21 protein-coding genes are annotated in these 19,528 nt (G+C 50.6%); 3 read left to right on the plus strand and 18 right to left on the minus strand.

What is annotated here, in order from left to right:
- A partial coding sequence (locus Q397_RS22790) for a transposase (protein WP_038014190.1) occupies positions 1–214 on the plus strand: 214 nt, incomplete at its 5' end.
- A gap of 142 nt (positions 215–356) precedes the next feature.
- On the opposite strand, the gene Q397_RS0114875 is transcribed toward Q397_RS22790, so the two are convergent.
- The 4 genes from Q397_RS0114875 to Q397_RS0114890 all read right to left on the minus strand — a co-directional run bounded on the left by Q397_RS0114875 (position 357) and on the right by Q397_RS0114890 (position 4,080).
- Positions 357–1,037 carry an ABC transporter ATP-binding protein gene (locus tag Q397_RS0114875; protein WP_028880098.1) on the minus strand — a complete coding sequence of 227 codons (681 nt, stop codon included), beginning with the start codon at positions 1,035–1,037 and terminating at the stop codon, positions 357–359.
- Positions 1,030–2,253 (minus strand): lipoprotein-releasing ABC transporter permease subunit, encoded by a 1,224-nt coding sequence (locus Q397_RS0114880; RefSeq protein WP_038014199.1) that lies wholly within the window; start codon positions 2,251–2,253, stop codon positions 1,030–1,032. Before Q397_RS0114880 ends, Q397_RS0114875 begins: the two co-directional genes overlap by 8 nt.
- Before the next feature lie 38 nt (positions 2,254–2,291).
- The gene (proS, locus tag Q397_RS0114885; RefSeq protein WP_028880100.1) at positions 2,292–3,602 is read right to left on the minus strand and encodes a proline--tRNA ligase; all 1,311 of its coding nucleotides are present in this window, start codon (positions 3,600–3,602) and stop codon (positions 2,292–2,294) included.
- Between the two features lie 73 nt (positions 3,603–3,675).
- Entirely contained in the window at positions 3,676–4,080 is a 405-nt protein-coding gene (locus Q397_RS0114890) for a hypothetical protein (RefSeq protein ID WP_028880101.1), read from the minus strand.
- A gap of 95 nt (positions 4,081–4,175) precedes the next feature.
- Between Q397_RS0114890 and Q397_RS0114895 the strand changes: the two genes are divergently transcribed.
- On the plus strand, positions 4,176–4,415 hold the full coding sequence (locus Q397_RS0114895; protein ID WP_038014191.1) for a hypothetical protein: 240 nt from the start codon (positions 4,176–4,178) through the stop codon (positions 4,413–4,415).
- Here the strand turns inward: Q397_RS0114895 and Q397_RS0114900 are convergent.
- Positions 4,412–5,320: a LysR family transcriptional regulator gene (locus Q397_RS0114900; protein WP_038014193.1), complete on the minus strand. Its 909-nt coding sequence runs from the start codon at positions 5,318–5,320 to the stop codon at positions 4,412–4,414. The genes Q397_RS0114895 and Q397_RS0114900 overlap by 4 nt on opposite strands.
- Positions 5,321–5,429: 109 nt before the next feature.
- Between Q397_RS0114900 and Q397_RS0114905 the strand changes: the two genes are divergently transcribed.
- A complete protein-coding gene (locus tag Q397_RS0114905) occupies positions 5,430–6,038 on the plus strand; it encodes a short chain dehydrogenase (RefSeq protein WP_028880104.1) in 609 nt (202 codons plus the stop codon).
- A 3-nt stretch (positions 6,039–6,041) separates the two neighbouring features.
- Here the strand turns inward: Q397_RS0114905 and Q397_RS0114910 are convergent, their stop codons facing one another.
- The 13 genes from Q397_RS0114910 to nuoG form a co-directional block, all read right to left on the minus strand.
- Positions 6,042–6,275 (minus strand): hypothetical protein, encoded by a 234-nt coding sequence (locus Q397_RS0114910; RefSeq protein ID WP_028880105.1) that lies wholly within the window; start codon positions 6,273–6,275, stop codon positions 6,042–6,044.
- A gap of 63 nt (positions 6,276–6,338) precedes the next feature.
- Positions 6,339–6,743: a methylmalonyl-CoA epimerase gene (gene mce, locus Q397_RS0114915; RefSeq protein ID WP_028880106.1), complete on the minus strand. Its 405-nt coding sequence runs from the start codon at positions 6,741–6,743 to the stop codon at positions 6,339–6,341.
- 10 nt (positions 6,744–6,753) lie between these two features.
- A complete protein-coding gene (locus Q397_RS0114920; RefSeq protein WP_028880107.1) occupies positions 6,754–8,421 on the minus strand; it encodes a ribonuclease J in 1,668 nt (555 codons plus the stop codon).
- Positions 8,418–9,194 (minus strand): type III pantothenate kinase, encoded by a 777-nt coding sequence (locus Q397_RS0114925; RefSeq protein WP_028880108.1) that lies wholly within the window; start codon positions 9,192–9,194, stop codon positions 8,418–8,420. The genes Q397_RS0114920 and Q397_RS0114925 overlap by 4 nt, the downstream gene beginning before the upstream one ends.
- A 9-nt stretch (positions 9,195–9,203) precedes the next feature.
- Complete coding sequence (locus Q397_RS0114930) at positions 9,204–9,947, minus strand: biotin--[acetyl-CoA-carboxylase] ligase (RefSeq protein ID WP_240475081.1); 744 nt, start codon at positions 9,945–9,947, stop codon at positions 9,204–9,206.
- A gap of 29 nt (positions 9,948–9,976) precedes the next feature.
- Positions 9,977–11,467 (minus strand): NADH-quinone oxidoreductase subunit NuoN, encoded by a 1,491-nt coding sequence (nuoN, locus tag Q397_RS0114935; RefSeq protein ID WP_028880110.1) that lies wholly within the window; start codon positions 11,465–11,467, stop codon positions 9,977–9,979.
- Positions 11,468–11,479: 12 nt separating this feature from the next.
- On the minus strand, positions 11,480–12,994 hold the full coding sequence (locus Q397_RS0114940; RefSeq protein WP_028880111.1) for an NADH-quinone oxidoreductase subunit M: 1,515 nt from the start codon (positions 12,992–12,994) through the stop codon (positions 11,480–11,482).
- A 7-nt stretch (positions 12,995–13,001) separates the two neighbouring features.
- Positions 13,002–14,957: an NADH-quinone oxidoreductase subunit L gene (gene nuoL, locus Q397_RS0114945; RefSeq protein WP_028880112.1), complete on the minus strand. Its 1,956-nt coding sequence runs from the start codon at positions 14,955–14,957 to the stop codon at positions 13,002–13,004.
- 7 nt (positions 14,958–14,964) lie between these two features.
- A complete protein-coding gene (nuoK, locus tag Q397_RS0114950; RefSeq protein ID WP_028880113.1) occupies positions 14,965–15,276 on the minus strand; it encodes an NADH-quinone oxidoreductase subunit NuoK in 312 nt (103 codons plus the stop codon).
- Positions 15,276–15,890: an NADH-quinone oxidoreductase subunit J gene (locus tag Q397_RS0114955; protein WP_028880114.1), complete on the minus strand. Its 615-nt coding sequence runs from the start codon at positions 15,888–15,890 to the stop codon at positions 15,276–15,278. Before Q397_RS0114955 ends, nuoK begins: the two co-directional genes overlap by 1 nt.
- A gap of 75 nt (positions 15,891–15,965) precedes the next feature.
- Positions 15,966–16,451: an NADH-quinone oxidoreductase subunit NuoI gene (gene nuoI, locus Q397_RS0114960; RefSeq protein ID WP_028880115.1), complete on the minus strand. Its 486-nt coding sequence runs from the start codon at positions 16,449–16,451 to the stop codon at positions 15,966–15,968.
- A gap of 12 nt (positions 16,452–16,463) precedes the next feature.
- On the minus strand, positions 16,464–17,474 hold the full coding sequence (gene nuoH, locus Q397_RS0114965) for an NADH-quinone oxidoreductase subunit NuoH (protein ID WP_028880116.1): 1,011 nt from the start codon (positions 17,472–17,474) through the stop codon (positions 16,464–16,466).
- The gene (gene nuoG, locus Q397_RS0114970) at positions 17,467–19,515 is read right to left on the minus strand and encodes an NADH-quinone oxidoreductase subunit NuoG (RefSeq protein WP_028880117.1); all 2,049 of its coding nucleotides are present in this window, start codon (positions 19,513–19,515) and stop codon (positions 17,467–17,469) included. Before nuoG ends, nuoH begins: the two co-directional genes overlap by 8 nt.
- Positions 19,516–19,528: the final 13 nt, after the last annotated feature.

Genomic DNA, 19,528 nt, shown 5'->3' on the forward strand with positions numbered 1-19,528 from the left:
TTACAAACGGCGCAAGGAAACTGTGGAACGCAGTTTTGCTGATGCCAAACAACTACATGGGCACCGCTATGCCCGTCTGAGAGGCCTGACTAAAGTGAAAGAGCAATGCTTGATGGCAGCCACCGCCCAAAACATCAAGAAAATCGCCCTCATCTTAGCCCGTCTCAGGTTTTTATGGCGATATTTACCCACTGGAACGCCCACATATGCCTGAAAATGAAGCAGTGGAGCAACCTGCTTAAAGAAATGTCCAACAGAACAAAAAAACACAACCTTATAGAAAATAACAAACCCCGCCAAAATTGACGGGGTTTGTCAGAGATCTGAAACGGCCCAGCATGTGCGGGCCGTTTTTTTTATTGTTCCACCAAATGGCCGTTTTCCAGCCGAATGATGCGATCCATTCGCGCGGCAAGTGTTGGGTTGTGTGTTGCAATTAGGGCTGCAAGTCCTTCCTTGCGAACTTCATTTAACAGCAGGCTAAAGACATGATCCGAAGTGGTGGGGTCAAGGTTGCCTGTTGGCTCATCCGCGAGCAACAGCTTTGGCTTGTTGGCGAGGGCACGGGCAATCGCAACACGCTGCTGTTCTCCGCCTGAGAGCTCCGCCGGACGGTGTGAGCCTCGCTTGGCAAGGGAGACGGCTTCTAGCAATTCCTGTGCACGCAAGATGGCCTCTTTTTTGGATTTGCCGGTGATCATTTGCGGGATGACAATATTTTCAATCGCTGAAAATTCCGGCAACAGATGGTGGTACTGATAGACAAAGCCCATATGATGCCGACGTAAAGCGGTTTTCGCATCGTCTTTTAAAGCACTTGCATTATTCCCATCCAGATAGATCTCCCCACTGTCGGGCTTTTCAAGTAAGCCTGCCGTTTGCAGCAAGGTGGATTTCCCCGCCCCGCTGGGGCCAACAAGGGCGACGATCTCGCCCGGATTGATCCGGAGGTCTGCTTCCTTGAGGATATGAAGTTCCTCTGCCCCTTGCTTGAAACTGCGTGTCAGGGATTTGAGTTCAAGAACAGGATTACTCATAGCGCAGAGCCTCCACAGGGTCGAGGCGGGCGGCACGCCATGAGGGATAGAGTGTGGCGAGGAAAGACAAGCCAAGGCCCATCCCGACCACAAGGCCGACTTCGCCGTAATCAACAATCGCAGGCAGCTTGGACAGGAAATAGATTTCCGCAGCGAAAAGATCATTCCCGCTTAGTTTTTCAATCCAGCGACGAATGGTTTCGATATTTTCCGCAAAGGCGAGACCTAGGATGAAGCCGCCAAATGTGCCAAAGACACCCACCGAGGCGCCGGAGATAAAGAAAATCCGCATGATGCTGCCCCGGCTTGCGCCCATGGTGCGCAGGATCGCGATATCTTTGCCTTTGTCTTTTACCAGCATAATCAGACCAGAAATGATATTGAAAGCTGCAACGATAATGATCAGCGTTAAGATCATGAACATGACGTTGCGTTCCACTTGCAAGGCGTTAAAGAAGCTTGCATTCGTGCGCTTCCAGTCCACCGGATTGAGGCCATAACGACCCATCGTGTATTGGATATTGGCGGTTACTTCATCGGCTTCTTCCGCTGACGGGGTCATGACTTCAAGGTAGTTGACGCCATTGACGCGGAAATAGTTTTGCGCTGCTGTTAAAGGCATGAAAACGAATGAAGAGTCGTACTCGTACATCCCCACGTCAAACGTGGCGGCGATGGTATAGGCTCGCATACGTGGCACGGTACCAAAGGCGGTTACATTGCCTTTGGGGGAAATAAGGGTGATTTTGTCACCCACCCATAAGCCGAGCTTATTTGCAAGGCGGGACCCGATAATAATTCCCTCGCCTTGTTCAAACAGTTTAAAAGAACCTGCCTGAATGCTGTCATTCAACAATGTACGTTTTTGAAAATCTTCGGGTGAGAGGCCGCGCACCATGGCACCACTGGAGGCACCGTTGCCGGTCGCCATCACCTGACCTTCAATCATCGGGGTGACAGTTTTGACACCGTCAATTTTGGCCAACTGTTCGGCAAGTGTCGGGTAGTCGGTAATCTCGCGTTGTTGTCCATAGACATTGATATGTCCGTTGATGCCAAGAATACGGCTTAACAGTTCCTCGCGGAAACCGTTCATAACGGACATAACGATGATGAGGGTTGCAACCCCAAGGGCTATACCCAAAAGGGAAAACCACGCAATGACTGATACAAATCCTTCGCGACGACGCGCCCGCAAATAGCGGGCGGCCATCATCCATTCAAATGCTTTGAACACTGGTTTTCCCTGTTCGGTTAGCTTAATTTAGCGATAAGCTGGTCGAGAGCGATTTCTTCTTTCTCGCCAGTTGCGCGGTTCTTAACTTCCGCAACGCCATTTTTCAAACCACGTGGGCCGATCACAACCTGCCAAGGCAGACCGATCAGGTCCATGTTGTTGAATTTGGCACCTGCACGTTCTTGTGTGTCGTCATAAAGTGTATCGATCCCAGCGGCGTTCAGTTCTGCATACAGCTTTTCACACGCGTCGTTACAGTCGTCATCGCTGGCTTTCAGGTTAATCAGGCCGACTTTGTAAGGGGCAACAGTTTCCGGCCAGATGATACCGTTTTCATCATGGCTGGCTTCGATGATGGCACCAATCAGGCGGGAAACACCGATCCCGTAAGACCCCATCTGAAGGTCAATTTCTTGCCCTTCCTGTGTGGTCACTGTTGCGCCCATTGGCTTGGAATATTTGGTGCCGAAATGGAAGATGTGACCCACTTCGATGCCACGTGCGTGCAACAGCTTGTCCCCCAGTTCCGCTTCCGCAGACTCTTCGTGTTTTTCGTCTGTGGCAGCGTAAAGGGACGTCCATTTATCAACGATGGGCTGCAAGTCGCCTTCATAGTCCACATCGTCACCCGGAATATCAAATTCCAACACATCTTTATGAACAAAGACGCCGGACTCACCCGTTTCTGCCAGTACCAAAAATTCGTGGGACAGATCACCACCGATCGGGCCGGTGTCGGCACGCATCGGGATACCTTTTAGGCCCAAACGGTCGAAGGTACGCAGGTACGCCACAAACATTTTGTTGTAGGCTTGTTTGGAAGACTCGTAGTCCAGATCGAAGGAATAGGCATCTTTCATCAGGAATTCACGACCACGCATGATGCCGAAACGGGGTCGGACTTCATCGCGGAACTTCCACTGGATATGGTAAAGCATTTTTGGCATGTCTTTGTAGGACTGACATTCCATCTTTACGATCTCGGTGATTTGTTCTTCGTTGGTCGGCCCGTAGAGCATGTCGCGACCGTGGCGGTCTTGGATACGCAGCATTTCTTTGCCGTAATCGTCGTAACGGCCGGATTGCTGCCAGAGTTCCGCTGGCTGAATGGTTGGCATCAGGACTTCCTGACAGCCTGCGCGATCCTGCTCTTCACGAACGATCTTTTCGATATTGCGCAAAACCCGCAAGCCCAGGGGCAGCCAGGAATAGATGCCGGCAGAAGATTGACGGATCATACCGGCGCGCAGCATCAGACGGTGAGAAACGATCTGTGCTTCGGACGGGTTTTCTTTAAGTGTCGGTAAGAAATATTTTGAAAGGCGCATAATACTACTCGGATCATTGAAAATGTTGACCCGACTTTAGATAAACAGGCGCATAAACGCAATCAAATCGTTGTTATTTTTCTGTATATTGTGCGCGGCAGGCTTCTAAGATGGCGTCATTTTCTGTTTGGGCGAGTTTTTGTCCATTCCAATAAACATTTTGCCCCTTAACCTTAACCTGTCCAAGATCGGCTTTGCCATAAACACCCGTGCCGAGATTATATCTTTCCGCAAGGTCTACCCCCAGATCAAAGGTAATTTCTTTGGGGAGCGTGATTTGATTGCCGCCATTGAGGTCTGCGGGGACAAGTTTATTGCCGCGTGAGTCTGTATCGGGCACATACTCCGCACCGTTGATATCGTGAATACGGATCAATTTGCGACATTCTTTTTCCGTGATTGTAACAGCATTTTCAATGTCGTCGGCATAGCTTGCAGGGACGAATAAAAAGCTGAGGAGGAGAAGTCTTATCACCATGGCGACACCTGAACCCGTGTTCGATTGGTTGCTAAAAAGATGTACAATCTTCTGAGAGTATATACAATATAGTCAATAAAGAAAGGGAGGACGCAATGACAAAATTGCTTGTATCTAAAGACAATCCAAACGGCCACACCCTTGAAGATGTGTTTCGCATGATCCGTGGGGATATCCTTGCGCGGGTCAATGAAATGCATTCTGACCCACGTCCGGAAGTTCAGCAGGTTATTGCAAATAACATGTATATCCTCGGACTGATGGAACAAATCATTTCCCATGCGGAGGCCTCTTCGGAGGTTATGAAGCGGATTTATGGGAAAACGCAGGGTTAAGTTTCGACAAAATAGTCGGGGTGGTCGTGCTTCCATTTAAATAATAAGTCGTTGAAACCGCGTATCTTCTCGGATGTATGGCGTTGCTTGGCATACAGCAGATGCACCCGATGGCGCGGGCAGGACCAGTTGGGTAAAATGTGAACCAAATGCCCTTCCCTTATCAGGGGCGCAACCTGTTGAAAAGGTAAGTTGGCGATCCCTAGCCCCTGGCAGGCCAGCTCCATTTGTGGAGCATAGTCTGCTGCTGATATCTGTCCACCCATGGCGATTTCGATCGTTTCTCCGGTTTGGGCCGATTGTAAAAACCAATTGTTCCAACTTGGCTGATGGTTGCTAAGAATAGCTGAATGAGAAAATAAATCTCGCGGTTGAGTGAGCATTCGTCCTGCAAGATAGTCTGTGGATGCCACCAAAATATTGCGTGTGGTACCAAATGAACGGGCGATGACATTGTCCGGTAAGTGATCAACAGCGCGCAAGGCAATATCATAGGTGCCAAATTCGATATCACTTTCTTCCGCCCCGAATTTGAGGGAGATCTCGACATTGGGGAAGGCTTTCGCAAATTCAGGGATAACATCCCGGCAGATGGTGCGTCCAAGCTCATGGGGGGCGGTGAACTTTAAACTGCCACTTCTTTCTTGCGTCAAATCTTTGATCTCGCGGGTGGCGTTTAGGCTCAGCCTTTCGATCTCAGCTGCTTTATCAAAGAGCCTTTGCCCCGCTTCTGTGAGAGTGACTTTACGTGTCGTTCGGTGAAACAGGCGCGTGTTTAAACTTGCCTCCAACGCTTGGACATGGCGTGAAATCATTCCCTTGGAAACCAGCAGAGCGTCAGCAGCCGCAGAAAAGCCGCCCAGTTGTGCGACTTTATAGAATGTTTGGAGGTGCGTTAAATTCATAATTAAATCTATTTTGTAAACAGTGAAGCTATATACTGTGTCTTATCATTCGTTTTAAATCCATTAATGTAACTTTCATACAAGAAATTCATCCAAATGGAGATATGAAATGAAAATTGCGATTTTTGGTGCACCGGGAACAATCGGTCAGCATGTGGTCAAGGCGCTGCAAGCGGATCATGAGGTGATTAGCATTGGACAAACGCGTGGTGACTTTCAGGTGGATCTGACCGACATTCAGTCCATCCGCGAGATATTCGACAAAATTGGCCACGTCGATGCGGTTATCAATACAGCGGGCGCGGCGTCATTCAATAACTTTATGGATATGACGCAAGAGGAATGGCAGGTCGGTATTAACAGCAAAATGATGGGACAGATAAATTTAACCCGTGTTGCTGCGGATTACCTGACAGACAACGGCAGTATCACTCTGACGACGGGCATTCTGTCTGACATTCCGATCAAATTTGGGGTGAGTGCATCGACAACAAATGGAGCCGTTGAAAAATTTGTGATGGCTGTGGCGACGGAATTGCCACGCGGATTGCGGATCAATGTGGTTAGCCCCACGGTTTTGACAGAGTCCCTACCCGACTACGGTCCCTATTTCCCCGGTTTTAATGCGATCGATGGCCAAGACGTTGCGCCTTATTATGTGCGCTCCGTCCTTGGGGTGGAAACAGGTAAAGTCTTGAAATGTTTTGCGGGAACCTAAAACTTATCGGTTGATGCTGATAAACCCACCCGCATAAGCCCCGTAAAAGATGGCGAGAACGGCTGCAGCAGCCATGGCAGCTTGGGTGACAAGACAGCCCATACAGGGGAGAGAGTTTTCTGCTTGTTCGCTTTTCATATACTTTTGGTCGGCACGCATCTTTAGCCTGAAATAGAACAGCCACCAAAGGGCGATAAACGCAGCGAGCAGGATGCCTTCTGTTTGACCAAATGTCATGTGTGTCTCGTCTGATAGGGAAAAGAAAGAGCCCCTGTTTACACAGGGGCTTGATCTGTTGGATTAGGCTTGTTCCAGCTCAACCAAAGCCCCGTTAAAGTCTTTGGGGTGGAGGAAAAGGACGGGATTGCCATGGGCACCGATCTTTGGTTCACCAGACCCCAAAACGCGCGCGCCTTCAGCTTGCAGCTTGTCACGTGCAGCGATGATATCGTCCACTTCGTAACAGATGTGATGAATACCACCAGCCGGGTTTTTATCAAGGAAGCCTTGGATCGGTGAATTTTCACCAAGCGGGTGCAGCAGTTCAACCTTGGTGTTTGGCAGTTCAACAAACACAACGGTCACGCCGTGGTCCGGCTCGTCCTGTGGCGGATTGACTTTGGCCCCCAATGTTTGGGAATAGGTTTTGGAAGCAGCTTCCAAATCTGGCACGGCAATGGCGATATGGTTTAAACGTCCGATCATTTAGTGACTCCTATATGCGGATCAAATGGATATGAGTAATGGCACGTTTGCCAAAGTTAGTGCGAAACCATCGTCTGACGTTCAAGCGCAGACTTTCTTCTAGGACGTCATCGTCTTTGCGATCACGTTTGGGCAATTTTTCAACTGTATCATAGATAATCTCAAACAGCTGATCCCACAAGTCGTCATCAGCCTCCGGATCAAGCAACCCTTCTGTGGTGACAATCGGGTCTGACAAGATCATCCCGTCTTTATCAACAACGACAGAGGCCACACAAGACCCGTTAAACAAGGCTCGTTTGCGGGTCTGGACCACCTCGGATGTGAGGGGAACAGCGCGTTTCCCTTCCCAAGCAAGGCGACCTGTCGGGACGTCATCAATGATACAGGGGGAATCTTTATCGAGTTTGATCACATTGCCATTTTCAATGACGAATGTTTTCTCCACACCACATTCTTCCGCCAAGGCGGCGTGGGCTTGCAGGTGGCGAAACTCCCCATGGACCGGAATGGCAATATCGGGGTGGACGCGGCGGAAAAGTTCGCGCAATTCGTCCTGCGCCGGATGACCGGAAACGTGGACGAAATGATCATGAGACGTAATAATCTTACAGCCCTTGCGCGCCAGTTCGTTCTGCACACGGAAGATGGAACGCTCGTTCCCCGGAATGGTACGGGACGAAAAGATAACCGTGTCGCCATCTCCAAGGCTGATGTTTTTGTGGTTGCCACTGGCAATACGCGCGAGCGCTGCGCGGGGTTCCCCTTGGGAGCCGGTGCAGATGATCAAAAGTTCGTCATCAGGAATTTGAGGGGCCTGCGATTCTTCCAGAAAATCAGGGGTGTCCAGCATGTAGCCATTGGCATGTGCGGCATCCATCATTTTAGCAAAGGATCGTCCTGCGACCACGATTTGACGGCCATTTTCTTTCGCCGCAACTGCGATGGTGTGCAGACGCGCAAGGTTGGACGCAAAACAGGTGACACAGATTTTGCCTGTCGGATGCTGTGCGATCAGGTCGGACAGGCTGGATTCAAGGTCTTCTTCCGATCCGGTTTTACCAGTGGTGAATACGTTTGTAGAATCACAGACAAGGGCAAGAACCCCTTCTTTACCAATGGCCGTAAGTCGGTCCACATCGGTTGTACGTCCAATGACGGGGCCGTCATCCAGTTTCCAGTCGCCTGTATGGATAACAGTACCTTGGTCCGTGCGAATGGCAAGGGCATTGGGTTCCAGAATAGAATGGGTAAAGGTAACAAATTCGATGTCAAACGGGCCGAGATTAAAACGTCCGCCGATGGGAATTTCGCGCACGATATCGGTTAAATGACCAAAACCTGCCTCTTTAAGCTTGCCGCGTGCCAGCGTAGCGGTGAAAGGTGTTGCATAAATCGGGCATTGCACACGGTCCCACATATAAGCTAAGGCGCCGATGTGATCTTCGTGGGCGTGGGTCAAGACCATGCCGAGCAGTTTGTCACGGCGTTGTTCAATGAAAGTCGGGTCCGGCAAAATCACATCAATGCCGGGGGTGGTGTCATCACCAAAGGTAATGCCATAATCTACGATGATCCATTCCTCTTCCTCCGGCTTGCCATAGCCATAAAGGTTAAGGTTCATACCGATTTCACCGGTACCACCGAGGGGAAGGAAAAGGAATTCTTGTTTACTCATACGTTTTTGTTTCTTTTATAAATTGCCAAAAGGCCACGCAACGTCAGTTCCGTGTCACTGTGTTGGATAACATCTGTTGATTTGGCAAACAAGGATGACAGGCCGCCAGTCGCGATAACCGTCATTTCTGCGCCAAATTCTTCTTTCATACGTTGGGTCAGACCTTCGATCATGCCAATGTATCCCCAGAAGATACCAGATTGCATGGCCGTTGTCGTGCCTTTGCCGATGGCTTTTTCCGGGCGACCGATGGCAACGCGGGGTAATTTTGCCGCAGCCATATGCAATGCTTCCAAGGAGAGGTTGATCCCCGGCGCAATGGCCCCGCCGCAATAGTTGCCGTTTTCATCAACCACGTCAAATGTTGTTGCCGTTCCAAAATCGATAACGATCAGCGGTCCCCGGTACATTTCATGGGCAGCGATGGCATTGACCAGACGGTCAGCCCCCACCTCTTCTGGTCGGTCCAAAAAGACCTCGATACCTAGACTGACCGTTTTATCGCCAACGATCAGTGGCTCGACCTTAAAATACTTGCGACAGAGCGTTTGCAGGCTAAACAGCATGGCAGGCACAACGGTTGCGATGATCGCATTATCAATGTCTTTTGCCTTAAGTCCCTCAAAGCTCATGAGCTGGGAGAGCCAGACGGCAAATTCATCCGCTGTTCGGTTTGCATTGGTTGAACTTCGCCATTCCCCCAACACGGTGCCATCATTGTCAAAGACGGCAAAGACTGTGTTGGTGTTGCCTGAATCGATTGCTAAAAGCATGTCGTTTCCTTATCTCTCGAAAAACACATCGCCAGCTGTAATAACCCGCTTTCCTTCGCTGGTCTGTAAGACAAGCGCGCCATCTTGGTCAAGGGTTTCAAAGGTGCCGATCAATTTTTCATTGCTTAGATTGACGGCAATTTCAGTCCCGATACCTTTTGCGCGGTGCAGCCATGCCTCGCGGATCGCTTGAAAACCAAGGCTTTGCCAACGCTCAAACCATTGTGCAAAATGTTTTAGCAACAGTTCCAGCATTTGGGCTTGGCTCAACGCCTGATCACGATAGGCATTGATATAGCCACTGGGATAAGGCGTATCTGCGGGGGAGTGATGGAGGTTAATCCCGATTCCAATGATCAACCAATCAAGCATATTTTGGCCCTGAAGGGCTTGAGATTCCAGCAATATGCCGGAAACCTTATATCCATCAACCAAGACATCATTGGGCCATTTGCATTTAACATCGCAATCAAAACCGTCGACCGCTTCCAAGATGGCATCATGGATGGCAAGTGCACTCACAAAACTGATTTTGGAGGCTTCGGCTAAACTGACAGCAGGTCTTTGCAGGATAGAACAAAACAGGTTGCCCCGTTCACTCACCCATGTTCGCCCCCGTCGTCCCCTGCCCTTTGTTTGTTCAAGCGCACAAACCACCGTTCCTGCAGGCGCACCGTCTAAGGCACGTCTGCGCAATTCATCATTGGTGCTGTCCACAGACTCAAATGCCGCCAGCTGAAAAGCTGACGGCATTTTGATGTCAAAAATATCTGACGTTTCCATTATCCGGCAAACAGGCCAGCAGCCGCAGCCGCAGCACTATCCGTGATGAGGGAAGGATAGATGAAGAAAGCCAAAATCACGATTGCAGCCGCAGCAACAACCAGTTTGATTTCTTTCCCGACATTGCGATCCAGTTCATCTTCCGCATCGTCAAAGTACATGATCTTGATGAGACGGATATAATAGTAACATCCGACAACCGAGGTCAGGACACCAATGACAGCAAGGACAACCAGACCTGCTTCCAGTGCAGCTTGGAAAACATAAAGCTTACCAAAGAAGCCCGCCAGCGGTGGGATCCCTGCCATGGAGAACATAAAGATCGCCAAAGCAGCTGCCATCAAAGGATTGGATTTGGACAAGCCAGCCAGATCATTGATGTTTTCAACGTGTGTACCGCTGCGTTTCATCGCAAGGATACAGCCGAAAGTTCCCAGTGTCATGACAACATAGATTGTCAGATAAACCAGCATACTTTCGATGCCGTTCTGTTGGGTTTCGACACCATGTGCGACAGCGCCGCCAACAGCAAGACCGATCAACATGTAACCGACGTTACCAATGGAAGAATATGCCATCAGACGCTTGATGTTGCTTTGGGCAACCGCGGCAAAAGCCCCAAGCGCCATGGAAGCAACGGAGATAAAGATCACGATCTGTTGCCATTGTGCCGCCAGGTCACCGAAGGCCCCCATCATCACAAAGACAAACAGAGACAAGGCCGCCACTTTAGGTGCAGTCGCAAAGAAAGCTGTCACAGGTGTCGGCGCACCTTCGTACACGTCCGGTGTCCACATGTGGAACGGTACAGCAGAAACTTTAAATGCCAGACCAACCATCACGAAGACGATCCCGAAGATCAGACCTACGCTTGGGCCATGTACGCCTTGTTCGTGGGCAAACAGTTCTGCCATCGCTTCAAAGTTTGTTGTACCGGCAAAACCGTAGACCAGACTTGACCCGTACAGCAGCATACCGGAGGCCAACGCGCCAAGGACGAAGTACTTAAGGCCAGATTCAGTGGATCGCAGGTCGTTACGCATGATGGAAGCCATCACGTATAAAGACAGGGATTGCAATTCCAGACCCATGTAAAGTGCAATGAGATCGTTTGCAGAAACCATCATCATCATACCCAATGTGGCCAAGATCGCTAGTACCGGGTATTCGAAACGGCTGACGCGCGCATTTTCAAAGAAATCGCGGGACATCAGCAGGGTCAGGGCGCTTGCACCAAGGATCAGCACCTTGGCAAAGGCCGGAAAGGCACCTGTAATAAACAGGCCGTTAAAGGTTGTGCCTGCTGTTGTGCTGAATGCCGTCACCAACAACAAGGCCAAAATCATAGCGCCGGTGGCAAGGTAAGAAACGAAACGTGTTACTTTCTTCGCCTCCCCTTTCATGAATACACCGACCATTAAGAGAGTCAATGCAACAGCTGCCATGAAAAGTTCCGGCAAGGCCGGGGTGAGATTTGGAAGCTCACTCATGGATGCCTACTCCTATTGCACAGCTACTTGGGCGCTCGCAGCGTCCACAGCAGCATGGTAGTTGTTGACGAGGTTTTCGACAGATGCATGCATCACATCAAGGAACGGCTGCGGGTATACACCAGCATACAGTGTCAAGATGATCAGCGGTGCGAAAACCAGCACTTCGCGTTTGTTCATATCTAAAATGGCCTTGAGGCTCTCTTTCTTCAGCGCCCCAAAGACGATGCGACGATAGAGGTACAGCGAATAAGCCGCACCCAGGATCGCACCGGTTGCTGCCAAAGCAGCCACCCATTGATCAACCTGAAAGACCCCAACGAGGACCAAAACTTCGCCGACGAAACCGGAGGTACCCGGCAGGCCGACAGAAGCCATCATGAACAACATGAAGACCACTGCATATTTGGGCATACGTTCAACCAAACCACCGTAAGCTGCAATCTCACGCGTATGGATACGATCATAGATCACACCCACAATGAGGAAGAGTGCCGCAGATACGATACCGTGGCTCAGCATGGTGAAGATTGCACCTTCGATCCCTTGGACGTTGCCTGTAAAGGCACCGATGGTCACAAAGCCCATGTGTGCGATAGATGAATAAGCGATCAGCTTCTTCATATCATCTTGCACAAGCGCAACCAAGGAAGTGTAGATCACGGCAATGATCGACAAAGTGTAGATCAGCGGCGTGAAATCCGCACTCGCCAGCGGCATCATCGGGATGGAGAAACGCAGGAAGCCGTAGCCACCCATTTTCAACAGTACACCCGCCAGAATAACGGAACCCGCTGTCGGAGCTTGTACGTGGGCATCCGGCAACCAAGTGTGGACAGGCCACATTGGAACTTTTACTGCGAAGGAAGCAAAGAACGCCAACCACAGCCACGTTTGCATTTGGGCCGGGAAGGTATGCGTCATCAAGGTCGGGATATCAAACGTGTTTGCATCCCAATACATGGCGAGCATCGCAACCAGCATCAATACAGAACCAAGCAATGTGTAAAGGAACAGCTTGAAAGCTGCATAGATACGGTTTTGGCCACCCCAGACACCGATGATAATAAACATCGGGATCAGCACACCTTCAAAGAAGATGTAGAACAGCATCATGTCCAAGGCACAGAACATACCGATCATCATGGTCTCAAGAATGAGGAAAGAGATCATATATTCTTTGGCACGTTTGGTGACCGCGTCCCAAGCTGACAGGATACAAATCGGTGTCAGCAAAGTGGACAGAAGCACGAACAGCATGGAAATGCCGTCGATACCCATGTGGTAATTCACACCCACGCCCGGCAACCAAGCCGCTTTTTCAACAAACTGGAAGTCAGCGGTTGATGTGTCGAAGTTGAACCAGATCCCCAAGGAGATCACGAATGTTGCAACAGAAGTTAATAAGGCAATGTTTTTTGCCTGCTTGCTCTCACCTTTTACGTCGCCACGAACCAGCAAGAGGATCATAGCCACACCTACGAGAGGCAGAAAGGTGATAACACTGAGAAGAGGAATATTACTCATCTTACTTTCAGCCCTTCGTAAAGAGATACCAGGTTACAAGGAGAGCAACACCTGCCAGCATGACGAACGCATAGTGGTAGAGGTAGCCGGTTTGTAGTCGCGATGTTTTCCCTGCGAGTGCTTTGGTCGCACGGGCAAAGCCGTTAGGACCAACACCATCGATCAGTTCTTCATCGCCTGCTTTCCAGAAGCCGCGACCCAGATAGAAGGCCGGACGGACAAACAGGAAGTCATAGAGTTCATCCCAGTACCATTTGTTGAGCAGGAACTTGTAAAGCCCGTTGAAAGTGGAAGCGAGTTTCGCCGGAATGCCCGGTGCTGCGATATAGAGCACATAGGCAAGGCTGATCCCGATGAGACCAACAACAAGCGGCAGATACTTAACCCAAGCTGCCACGTGGTGAGCATTTTCCAGACCCGGGTGGGACGGCAGGATTAAGATCGCATTGTTCCAGAACTCGGTAGCATTGTGGCCAACAAAGTTTTCATACCCGAGCCAACCAGCAAATAACGCACCACCTGCAAGCGGGATCAAGGGCAAGATCATGATCTTCGGGCTTTCATGGACGTGTGCCATAACCGTGTCGTTTGCACGCGGTTTACCGTGGAAGGTCATAAACAACAGACGCCAAGAATAGAAGGCTGTCATAAAGGCTGCCCCAATCCCCATCCAGTAAGCGAATGTCCCAACAGATGTGTGTGACGCATAAGCGGCTTCAAGCACGATATCTTTGGAGAAATAACCCGCAAACGGTGGAATACCGGCAAGCGCAAGGTTACCAATCCACATCAAAACGTAAGTGATCGGGATCAGTTTCCAGATGCCGCCCATTTTACGCATGTCCTGTTCATCTGACATCGCATGGATGACAGACCCTGCACCCAAGAACAACAGGGCTTTAAAGAAGCCGTGTGTCATCAAGTGGAAGACGCCTGCAGAATAAGCAGAGACGCCACAGGCAAAGAACATGTATCCAAGCTGGGAACAGGTGGAATAGGCAATCACGCGTTTGATGTCGTTTTGCACACAGCCGATGGTCGCCGCAAAGAAACAGGTTGCTGCCCCAACGATGGTGACAACGCTCAAGGCAACATCAGAATATTCAAACATCGGTGACAGACGCGCGACCATGAAGACGCCGGCCGTTACCATTGTTGCTGCGTGGATCAAGGCAGACACGGGTGTCGGACCTTCCATCGCATCGGGTAGCCAAGTGTGCAGACCCAACTGAGCCGATTTACCCATGGCACCAACAAACAACAGCAGGCAGATGATTGTCATGGCATGGAATTCGGCACCGAACAGGGTAATCGTTGTTTCAGCCTGTCCTGGTACTGCCGCAAAGATCGTGTCGAAATCAGCGGTGCCGAACAACAGGAAGGTTGCAAAAATACCAAGAGAGAAACCAAAGTCACCGACGCGGTTAACCAAAAAGGCTTTGATCGCAGCAGCGTTGGCAGATGGTTTTTGATACCAGAAACCGATCAACAGGTAAGACGCAAGGCCCACACCTTCCCAACCGAAAAACAGTTGCAGCAGGTTGTCCGCTGTGATCAGCATTAACATACAGAAGGTAAAGAGGCTGAGGTACGCCATAAAACGCGGAATTTGCGGGTCATGAGACATATAGCCACAGGCGTAAACGTGCACCATGGAAGAAACACCGGTGACAACGATCATCATAACCGCTGTCAGGGTATCAAAGCGCAAAGCCCAAGAAACGTTAAAGTCACCGGACTGGATCCATGTAAACAGTTCCACCGTCTTCGCGTTTCCGTTCAGGCCAACATCGAAGAAGATTGCAATTGCCAAAGCCGCAGAAATCAACAGGCCGCTACAGGTCACAATTTGTGCCAGACGGTCGTTTGCTTTGCGCTTTTTCTCGTCTTCCGGCGTAAAGAGCGCAAGCGAGCCCGCGATCAAAAAGCCAACGAGTGGCAGGAAAATAGCAGCAGTATACATAGCTTACCTACCCCTTCATCGCGTTGATATCTTCGACCGCGATAGAGCCACGGTTACGGAAGAAAATGACAAGGATCGCCAGACCGATCGCAGCTTCCGCAGCCGCGACAGTCAGAACGAAAATCGAGAAGATTTGGCCGACCAGATCGCCCAGATGGGTCGAGAAGGTCACCAAGTTGATATTGACAGCCAGCAGGATCAATTCCACAGACATCAGGATTACGATAACGTTTTTCTTATTCAGAAAAATACCGAGAATACCTAAAGTGAAAAGGATGGCTGCAACGCTCAGATAATGTGAAAGACCAATTTCAAACATTACACACCCTTTCCGCTTTCTACTTTCTTGAACTCGGCAACGTCTTTAACGTCGATGTTCACCTGATCGGCGATCACCTGACGACGGACACCTGTACGTTTGCGGTGAGTCAGGACGATCGCACCGATCATCCCCACCAACAGCACAAGACCAGCAGCCTGGAACAAGTAGATGTAATCTGTGTAAAGCACCGCACCCAATGCATGTGTGTTTGTCATGGTTTCAATGGCAGGTATTGGCGCGGCCCCCGCTTTCGCGGCTTCGGGCGCAAAATGCCAGCCCCCCATAACAACAGCAAGTTCAGCCAAAAGGATGATCCCGATGGTTGCGCCCAAAGGCAGATATTGCAGGAAACCTTGGCGCAGCTCCACGAAGTTGATGTCAAGCATCATCACAACGAACAGGAACAGAACCGTAACGGCGCCGCAATAGACAACAACCAACAACATTGCCAAAAATTCAGCCCCCATCAGGACAAAGAGGCCTGCGGTGTTGAAAAAGGCAAGGACGAGGAACAGGACAGAGTGAACCGGGTTCTTTGCCGTGATAACCATCACGGCGCTGGCAACGGTCACTGCTGCAAAAAGATAGAAAGCCAATGCTTGTACTATCATACGACCCCCTGGCCGATAACTCGGCTATTCAGGACATTAAAAAATAAATTCATTATACTTCCCCTACCCTCATTCTTAACGATACGGCGCATCGAGAGAGATGCGGGCAGCGAGTTCTGTTTCCCAACGCTCACCGTTCGCAAGCAGCTTATCTTTATCGTACATAAGCTCTTCACGGGTTTCGGTGGCGAATTCGAAGTTTGGACCTTCGACAATCGCATCTACGGGACAGGCTTCTTCGCAGAAGCCACAGTAGATACATTTTGTCATGTCGATGTCATAGCGCGTGGTACGACGAGAGCCGTCGCTGCGCGGTTCAACTTCGATGGTGATGGCTTGCGCCGGGCAAATTGCTTCACACAATTTACAGGCGATGCAGCGTTCTTCCCCGTTGGGGTAACGACGAAGGGCGTGTTCCCCACGAAAACGGGGTGACAACGGGCCTTTCTCGAACGGATAGTTCAAAGTTACCTTCGGTTTGAACATGTAGCGGAATGTGATCCACAAACCGGCTAGTAGTTCTTTGAGGATAAACGCGCGGGCTGTTTTTGCTAAACTCATGTCACGTTCTCCTTACTGCAAACCGGGGGCAAAGCCGCCGTAAACGGCAACACCCGACGCGATGATGACACCTGCCAAAGACAACGGCAGGAAGACTTTCCAGCCCAGACGCATCAACTGGTCATAACGATAACGCGGATAAGCCGCACGCAACCAGATGAAGACAAAGAGCAAGAAGCAAATCTTCAAGATCAACCAGATCGGACCCGGTATAAAGGACAGGAATTCAAACGGTGGCAACCAGCCGCCCATGAAAAGAACTGCTGTGAAAGCAGACATCATGATCATGTTGGCATATTCACCTAGGAAGAACAGCGCGAACGCCATCCCGCCATATTCCACGTTATAGCCCCCAACCAATTCGGCTTCCGCTTCAGGAAGGTCGAACGGGTGACGGTTTGTTTCCGCCACACAGGAAATGAAGAACATCACTGCGAACGGGAAGAGAGGGAACATAAACCAGACATCTTCCTGCGCCTTTACAATGTCAACGAGGTTCAAGGAACCTGTGAAGACAAGCACGGTGATGATGATGAAGCCCATAGAGACTTCATAGGAAACCATTTGTGCCGCAGAACGCAGGGAGCCCAAAAACGCATATTTGGAGTTTGAGGCCCAGCCCGCCATCAAGATGCCGTAAACACCCAGACCAGAGACGGCAAACAGATACAGAACACCCACATTCAAATTCGACAGGACCATGGTTTCGCTGAACGGAATAACCGCCCAAGCGATCAAGGCCAGAATGAGCGTCAGCATCGGTGCGATAATGAATACACCGCGGCTTGCCCCTGTCGGAATGACGATTTCCTTGAGGAAAAGTTTCAAGCCGTCCGCCATAGGCTGCAATAGACCCCACGGACCAACAACGTTGGGGCCGCGACGCAGGTGCATAGAGGCGATGACTTTACGCTCCGCCAGTGTCAGGTATGCTACACTAAGCATAACCGGCAAGACGATGGCTACGATCTTAATGACAGTCCAGATCGTGGGCCAGAGATAGCCGTCCCAGAACTCAGCCATTTGTACCAGTCCTTTGCTGTGGGTTAACCAGAACCTCGGTACATTCCGCCATTGTTTTAGAAACACGGCTGACCGGGTCTGTCATGTAATAGTTGCGAATAGGCGATGTCAGGGCTGTTGCCTCCAGATCACCTTTGGTTCCGAAATCTTCCCATTTCGCAGGCTGAATTTCTTCAGGATTTGCAAAGGTCGGGCTGACTTCTGCCAATTTGGCACGCAGCTGCTCGATACTATCAAACGGCAAAGTCTTACCGATGACGCCAGACAAGGCACGTAGGATCGTCCAGTCTTCTTTGGCTTCACCCGGTGCGAAGACCGCTTTAAAGCCATACTGCATACGACCTTCCGTATTGACGTACATGCCGTCTTTTTCGGTGTAAGCCGCACCCGGCAGGATTACGTCTGCACATTGTGCGCCCGCATCCCCTGTATGACCTTGATAGATCACGAAGGATTTATCAAGTTTGGATGTATTCAGTTCATCCGCACCCAACAGGTAAACAACTTCCGCCTCGCCATTTTCAACAGCGGCAACGTCCAAGCCACCTTTTGCTGGGACAAAGCCCATTTCAAGGCCGCCAACGCGGGCTGCGGCGGTGTGAAGGACGTTAAAGCCGTTCCATTCACCACTCACAAGACCGTATTTGTCCGCAATTTGCTTGGCAATTTCAAGGATCGCAGGGCTGTCGGCACGTGTCAGAGCACCTTGCCCCAAGATCAACATCGGTTTTTCAGCAGATTTCAGCACGTCTGCAAACGGGTGTGTCCCACCGGCAATCGCAGCCAGAATGTCTGCCGTTTCGCCCAGATGCTCGCAGCCAAATGTCAGATCAACCGCTTCACCGACCAGAGCCGCTTTGAAGCCGCCTTTTGTGTAGCGTTTGCGAAGACGTGCGTTGATGATCGGCGCTTCCCAACGGGTGTTGGAGCCAATGATTAAACACGCATCCGCTTCGTCGATGCCTTCGATGGTGGTGTTGAACAGGTAGCTTGCACGAATCGCAGGGTCGTACTTTGCACCGTCCTGACGGCAATCCGTGTTGCCAGAGCCCAGGCTTTCCGCCAAGAGCTTCAGGGCGAACATGGATTCTGCATCAACCATATCACCCGCAACCGCAGCAAACTTGCTGCCGTCAAGGCCGTCAAGTTTTTTGGCGATCGCAGCGAAGGCTTCATCCCAGCTTGCGGCTGTCAGTTTGCCGTCTTTGCGCACATAGGGGCGATCAAGACGTTGTGTTTTCAAACCGTCAATGGCGTAACGGCCTTTGTCCGCCAGCCACTCTTCGTTCACTTCCTCGTTCAGGCGGGGCAGAACGCGCATCACTTCGTTGCCGCGGCTATCAACACGAATGTTGGTGCCGACAGCGTCAAAGACGTCAACGCTTTCCGTTTTCTTTAATTCCCACGGACGGGCTGTGTAGCTGTAAGGTTTGCTGGTCAAAGCCCCAACAGGGCAGAGATCAACAAGGTTACCAGCCAGTTCTGTTTTAACCGCGCCTTCAACGTAAGTGCCGATCTCTGTGTGATCACCGCGGAAAGTCCCGCATAGATCAGAGGTGCCGGCGACTTCTTCCGTGAAGCGTACGCAACGGGTACAGTGAATACAACGGGTCATGAACGGACGGATGATCGGACCGAAGTCTTTTTCTTTTACCGCGCGTTTTTCTTCGCTGTAACGACCTTTATCGCCACCATAAGCCATGGCTTGGTCTTGCAGGTCACATTCCCCACCTTGGTCACAGATCGGACAGTCAAGCGGGTGGTTGATCAGAAGAAGTTCCATCACGTTTTCACGTGCTTTGCGAACTTTTTCGTTATCCGTGTGGATGACCATCCCTTCCCCGACCGGCATCGCACAAGAGGCGATCAATTTTGGGGCGCGTTCCATCTCGACGAGGCACATACGACAGTTACCTGCAATGGATAGACGCTCATGGTAACAGAAACGCGGAATTTCGATCCCGGCGATTTCACAGGCTTGTAGCACTGTGAGGCCGTTATCGACTTCGATTTCGTTACCGTTAATTGTCAGCTTGGGCATTCTTGTCTCTCTC

This window comes from Terasakiella pusilla DSM 6293 (genome assembly GCF_000688235.1).
Taxonomy (GTDB): domain Bacteria; phylum Pseudomonadota; class Alphaproteobacteria; order Rhodospirillales; family Terasakiellaceae; genus Terasakiella; species Terasakiella pusilla.

Bases quoted from the DNA above. Each gene is read 5' to 3' on its own strand.
- Q397_RS0114875 (WP_028880098.1), bottom strand. From the start codon at position 1,037: ATGAGTAATCCTGTTCTTGAACTCAAATCCCTGACACGCAGTTTCAAG.
- Q397_RS0114880 (WP_038014199.1), bottom strand. From the start codon at position 2,253: ATGATGGCCGCCCGCTATTTGCGGGCGCGTCGTCGCGAAGGATTTGTA.
- proS (WP_028880100.1), bottom strand. From the start codon at position 3,602: ATGCGCCTTTCAAAATATTTCTTACCGACACTTAAAGAAAACCCGTCC.
- Q397_RS0114890 (WP_028880101.1), bottom strand. From the start codon at position 4,080: ATGGTGATAAGACTTCTCCTCCTCAGCTTTTTATTCGTCCCTGCAAGC.
- Q397_RS0114895 (WP_038014191.1), top strand. From the start codon at position 4,176: ATGACAAAATTGCTTGTATCTAAAGACAATCCAAACGGCCACACCCTT.
- Q397_RS0114900 (WP_038014193.1), bottom strand. From the start codon at position 5,320: ATGAATTTAACGCACCTCCAAACATTCTATAAAGTCGCACAACTGGGC.
- Q397_RS0114905 (WP_028880104.1), top strand. From the start codon at position 5,430: ATGAAAATTGCGATTTTTGGTGCACCGGGAACAATCGGTCAGCATGTG.
- Q397_RS0114910 (WP_028880105.1), bottom strand. From the start codon at position 6,275: ATGACATTTGGTCAAACAGAAGGCATCCTGCTCGCTGCGTTTATCGCC.
- mce (WP_028880106.1), bottom strand. From the start codon at position 6,743: ATGATCGGACGTTTAAACCATATCGCCATTGCCGTGCCAGATTTGGAA.
- Q397_RS0114920 (WP_028880107.1), bottom strand. From the start codon at position 8,421: ATGAGTAAACAAGAATTCCTTTTCCTTCCCCTCGGTGGTACCGGTGAA.
- Q397_RS0114925 (WP_028880108.1), bottom strand. From the start codon at position 9,194: ATGCTTTTAGCAATCGATTCAGGCAACACCAACACAGTCTTTGCCGTC.
- Q397_RS0114930 (WP_240475081.1), bottom strand. From the start codon at position 9,947: ATGCCGTCAGCTTTTCAGCTGGCGGCATTTGAGTCTGTGGACAGCACC.
- nuoN (WP_028880110.1), bottom strand. From the start codon at position 11,467: ATGAGTGAGCTTCCAAATCTCACCCCGGCCTTGCCGGAACTTTTCATG.
- Q397_RS0114940 (WP_028880111.1), bottom strand. From the start codon at position 12,994: ATGAGTAATATTCCTCTTCTCAGTGTTATCACCTTTCTGCCTCTCGTA.
- nuoL (WP_028880112.1), bottom strand. From the start codon at position 14,957: ATGTATACTGCTGCTATTTTCCTGCCACTCGTTGGCTTTTTGATCGCG.
- nuoK (WP_028880113.1), bottom strand. From the start codon at position 15,276: ATGTTTGAAATTGGTCTTTCACATTATCTGAGCGTTGCAGCCATCCTT.
- Q397_RS0114955 (WP_028880114.1), bottom strand. From the start codon at position 15,890: ATGATAGTACAAGCATTGGCTTTCTATCTTTTTGCAGCAGTGACCGTT.
- nuoI (WP_028880115.1), bottom strand. From the start codon at position 16,451: ATGAGTTTAGCAAAAACAGCCCGCGCGTTTATCCTCAAAGAACTACTA.
- nuoH (WP_028880116.1), bottom strand. From the start codon at position 17,474: ATGGCTGAGTTCTGGGACGGCTATCTCTGGCCCACGATCTGGACTGTC.
- nuoG (WP_028880117.1), bottom strand. From the start codon at position 19,515: ATGCCCAAGCTGACAATTAACGGTAACGAAATCGAAGTCGATAACGGC.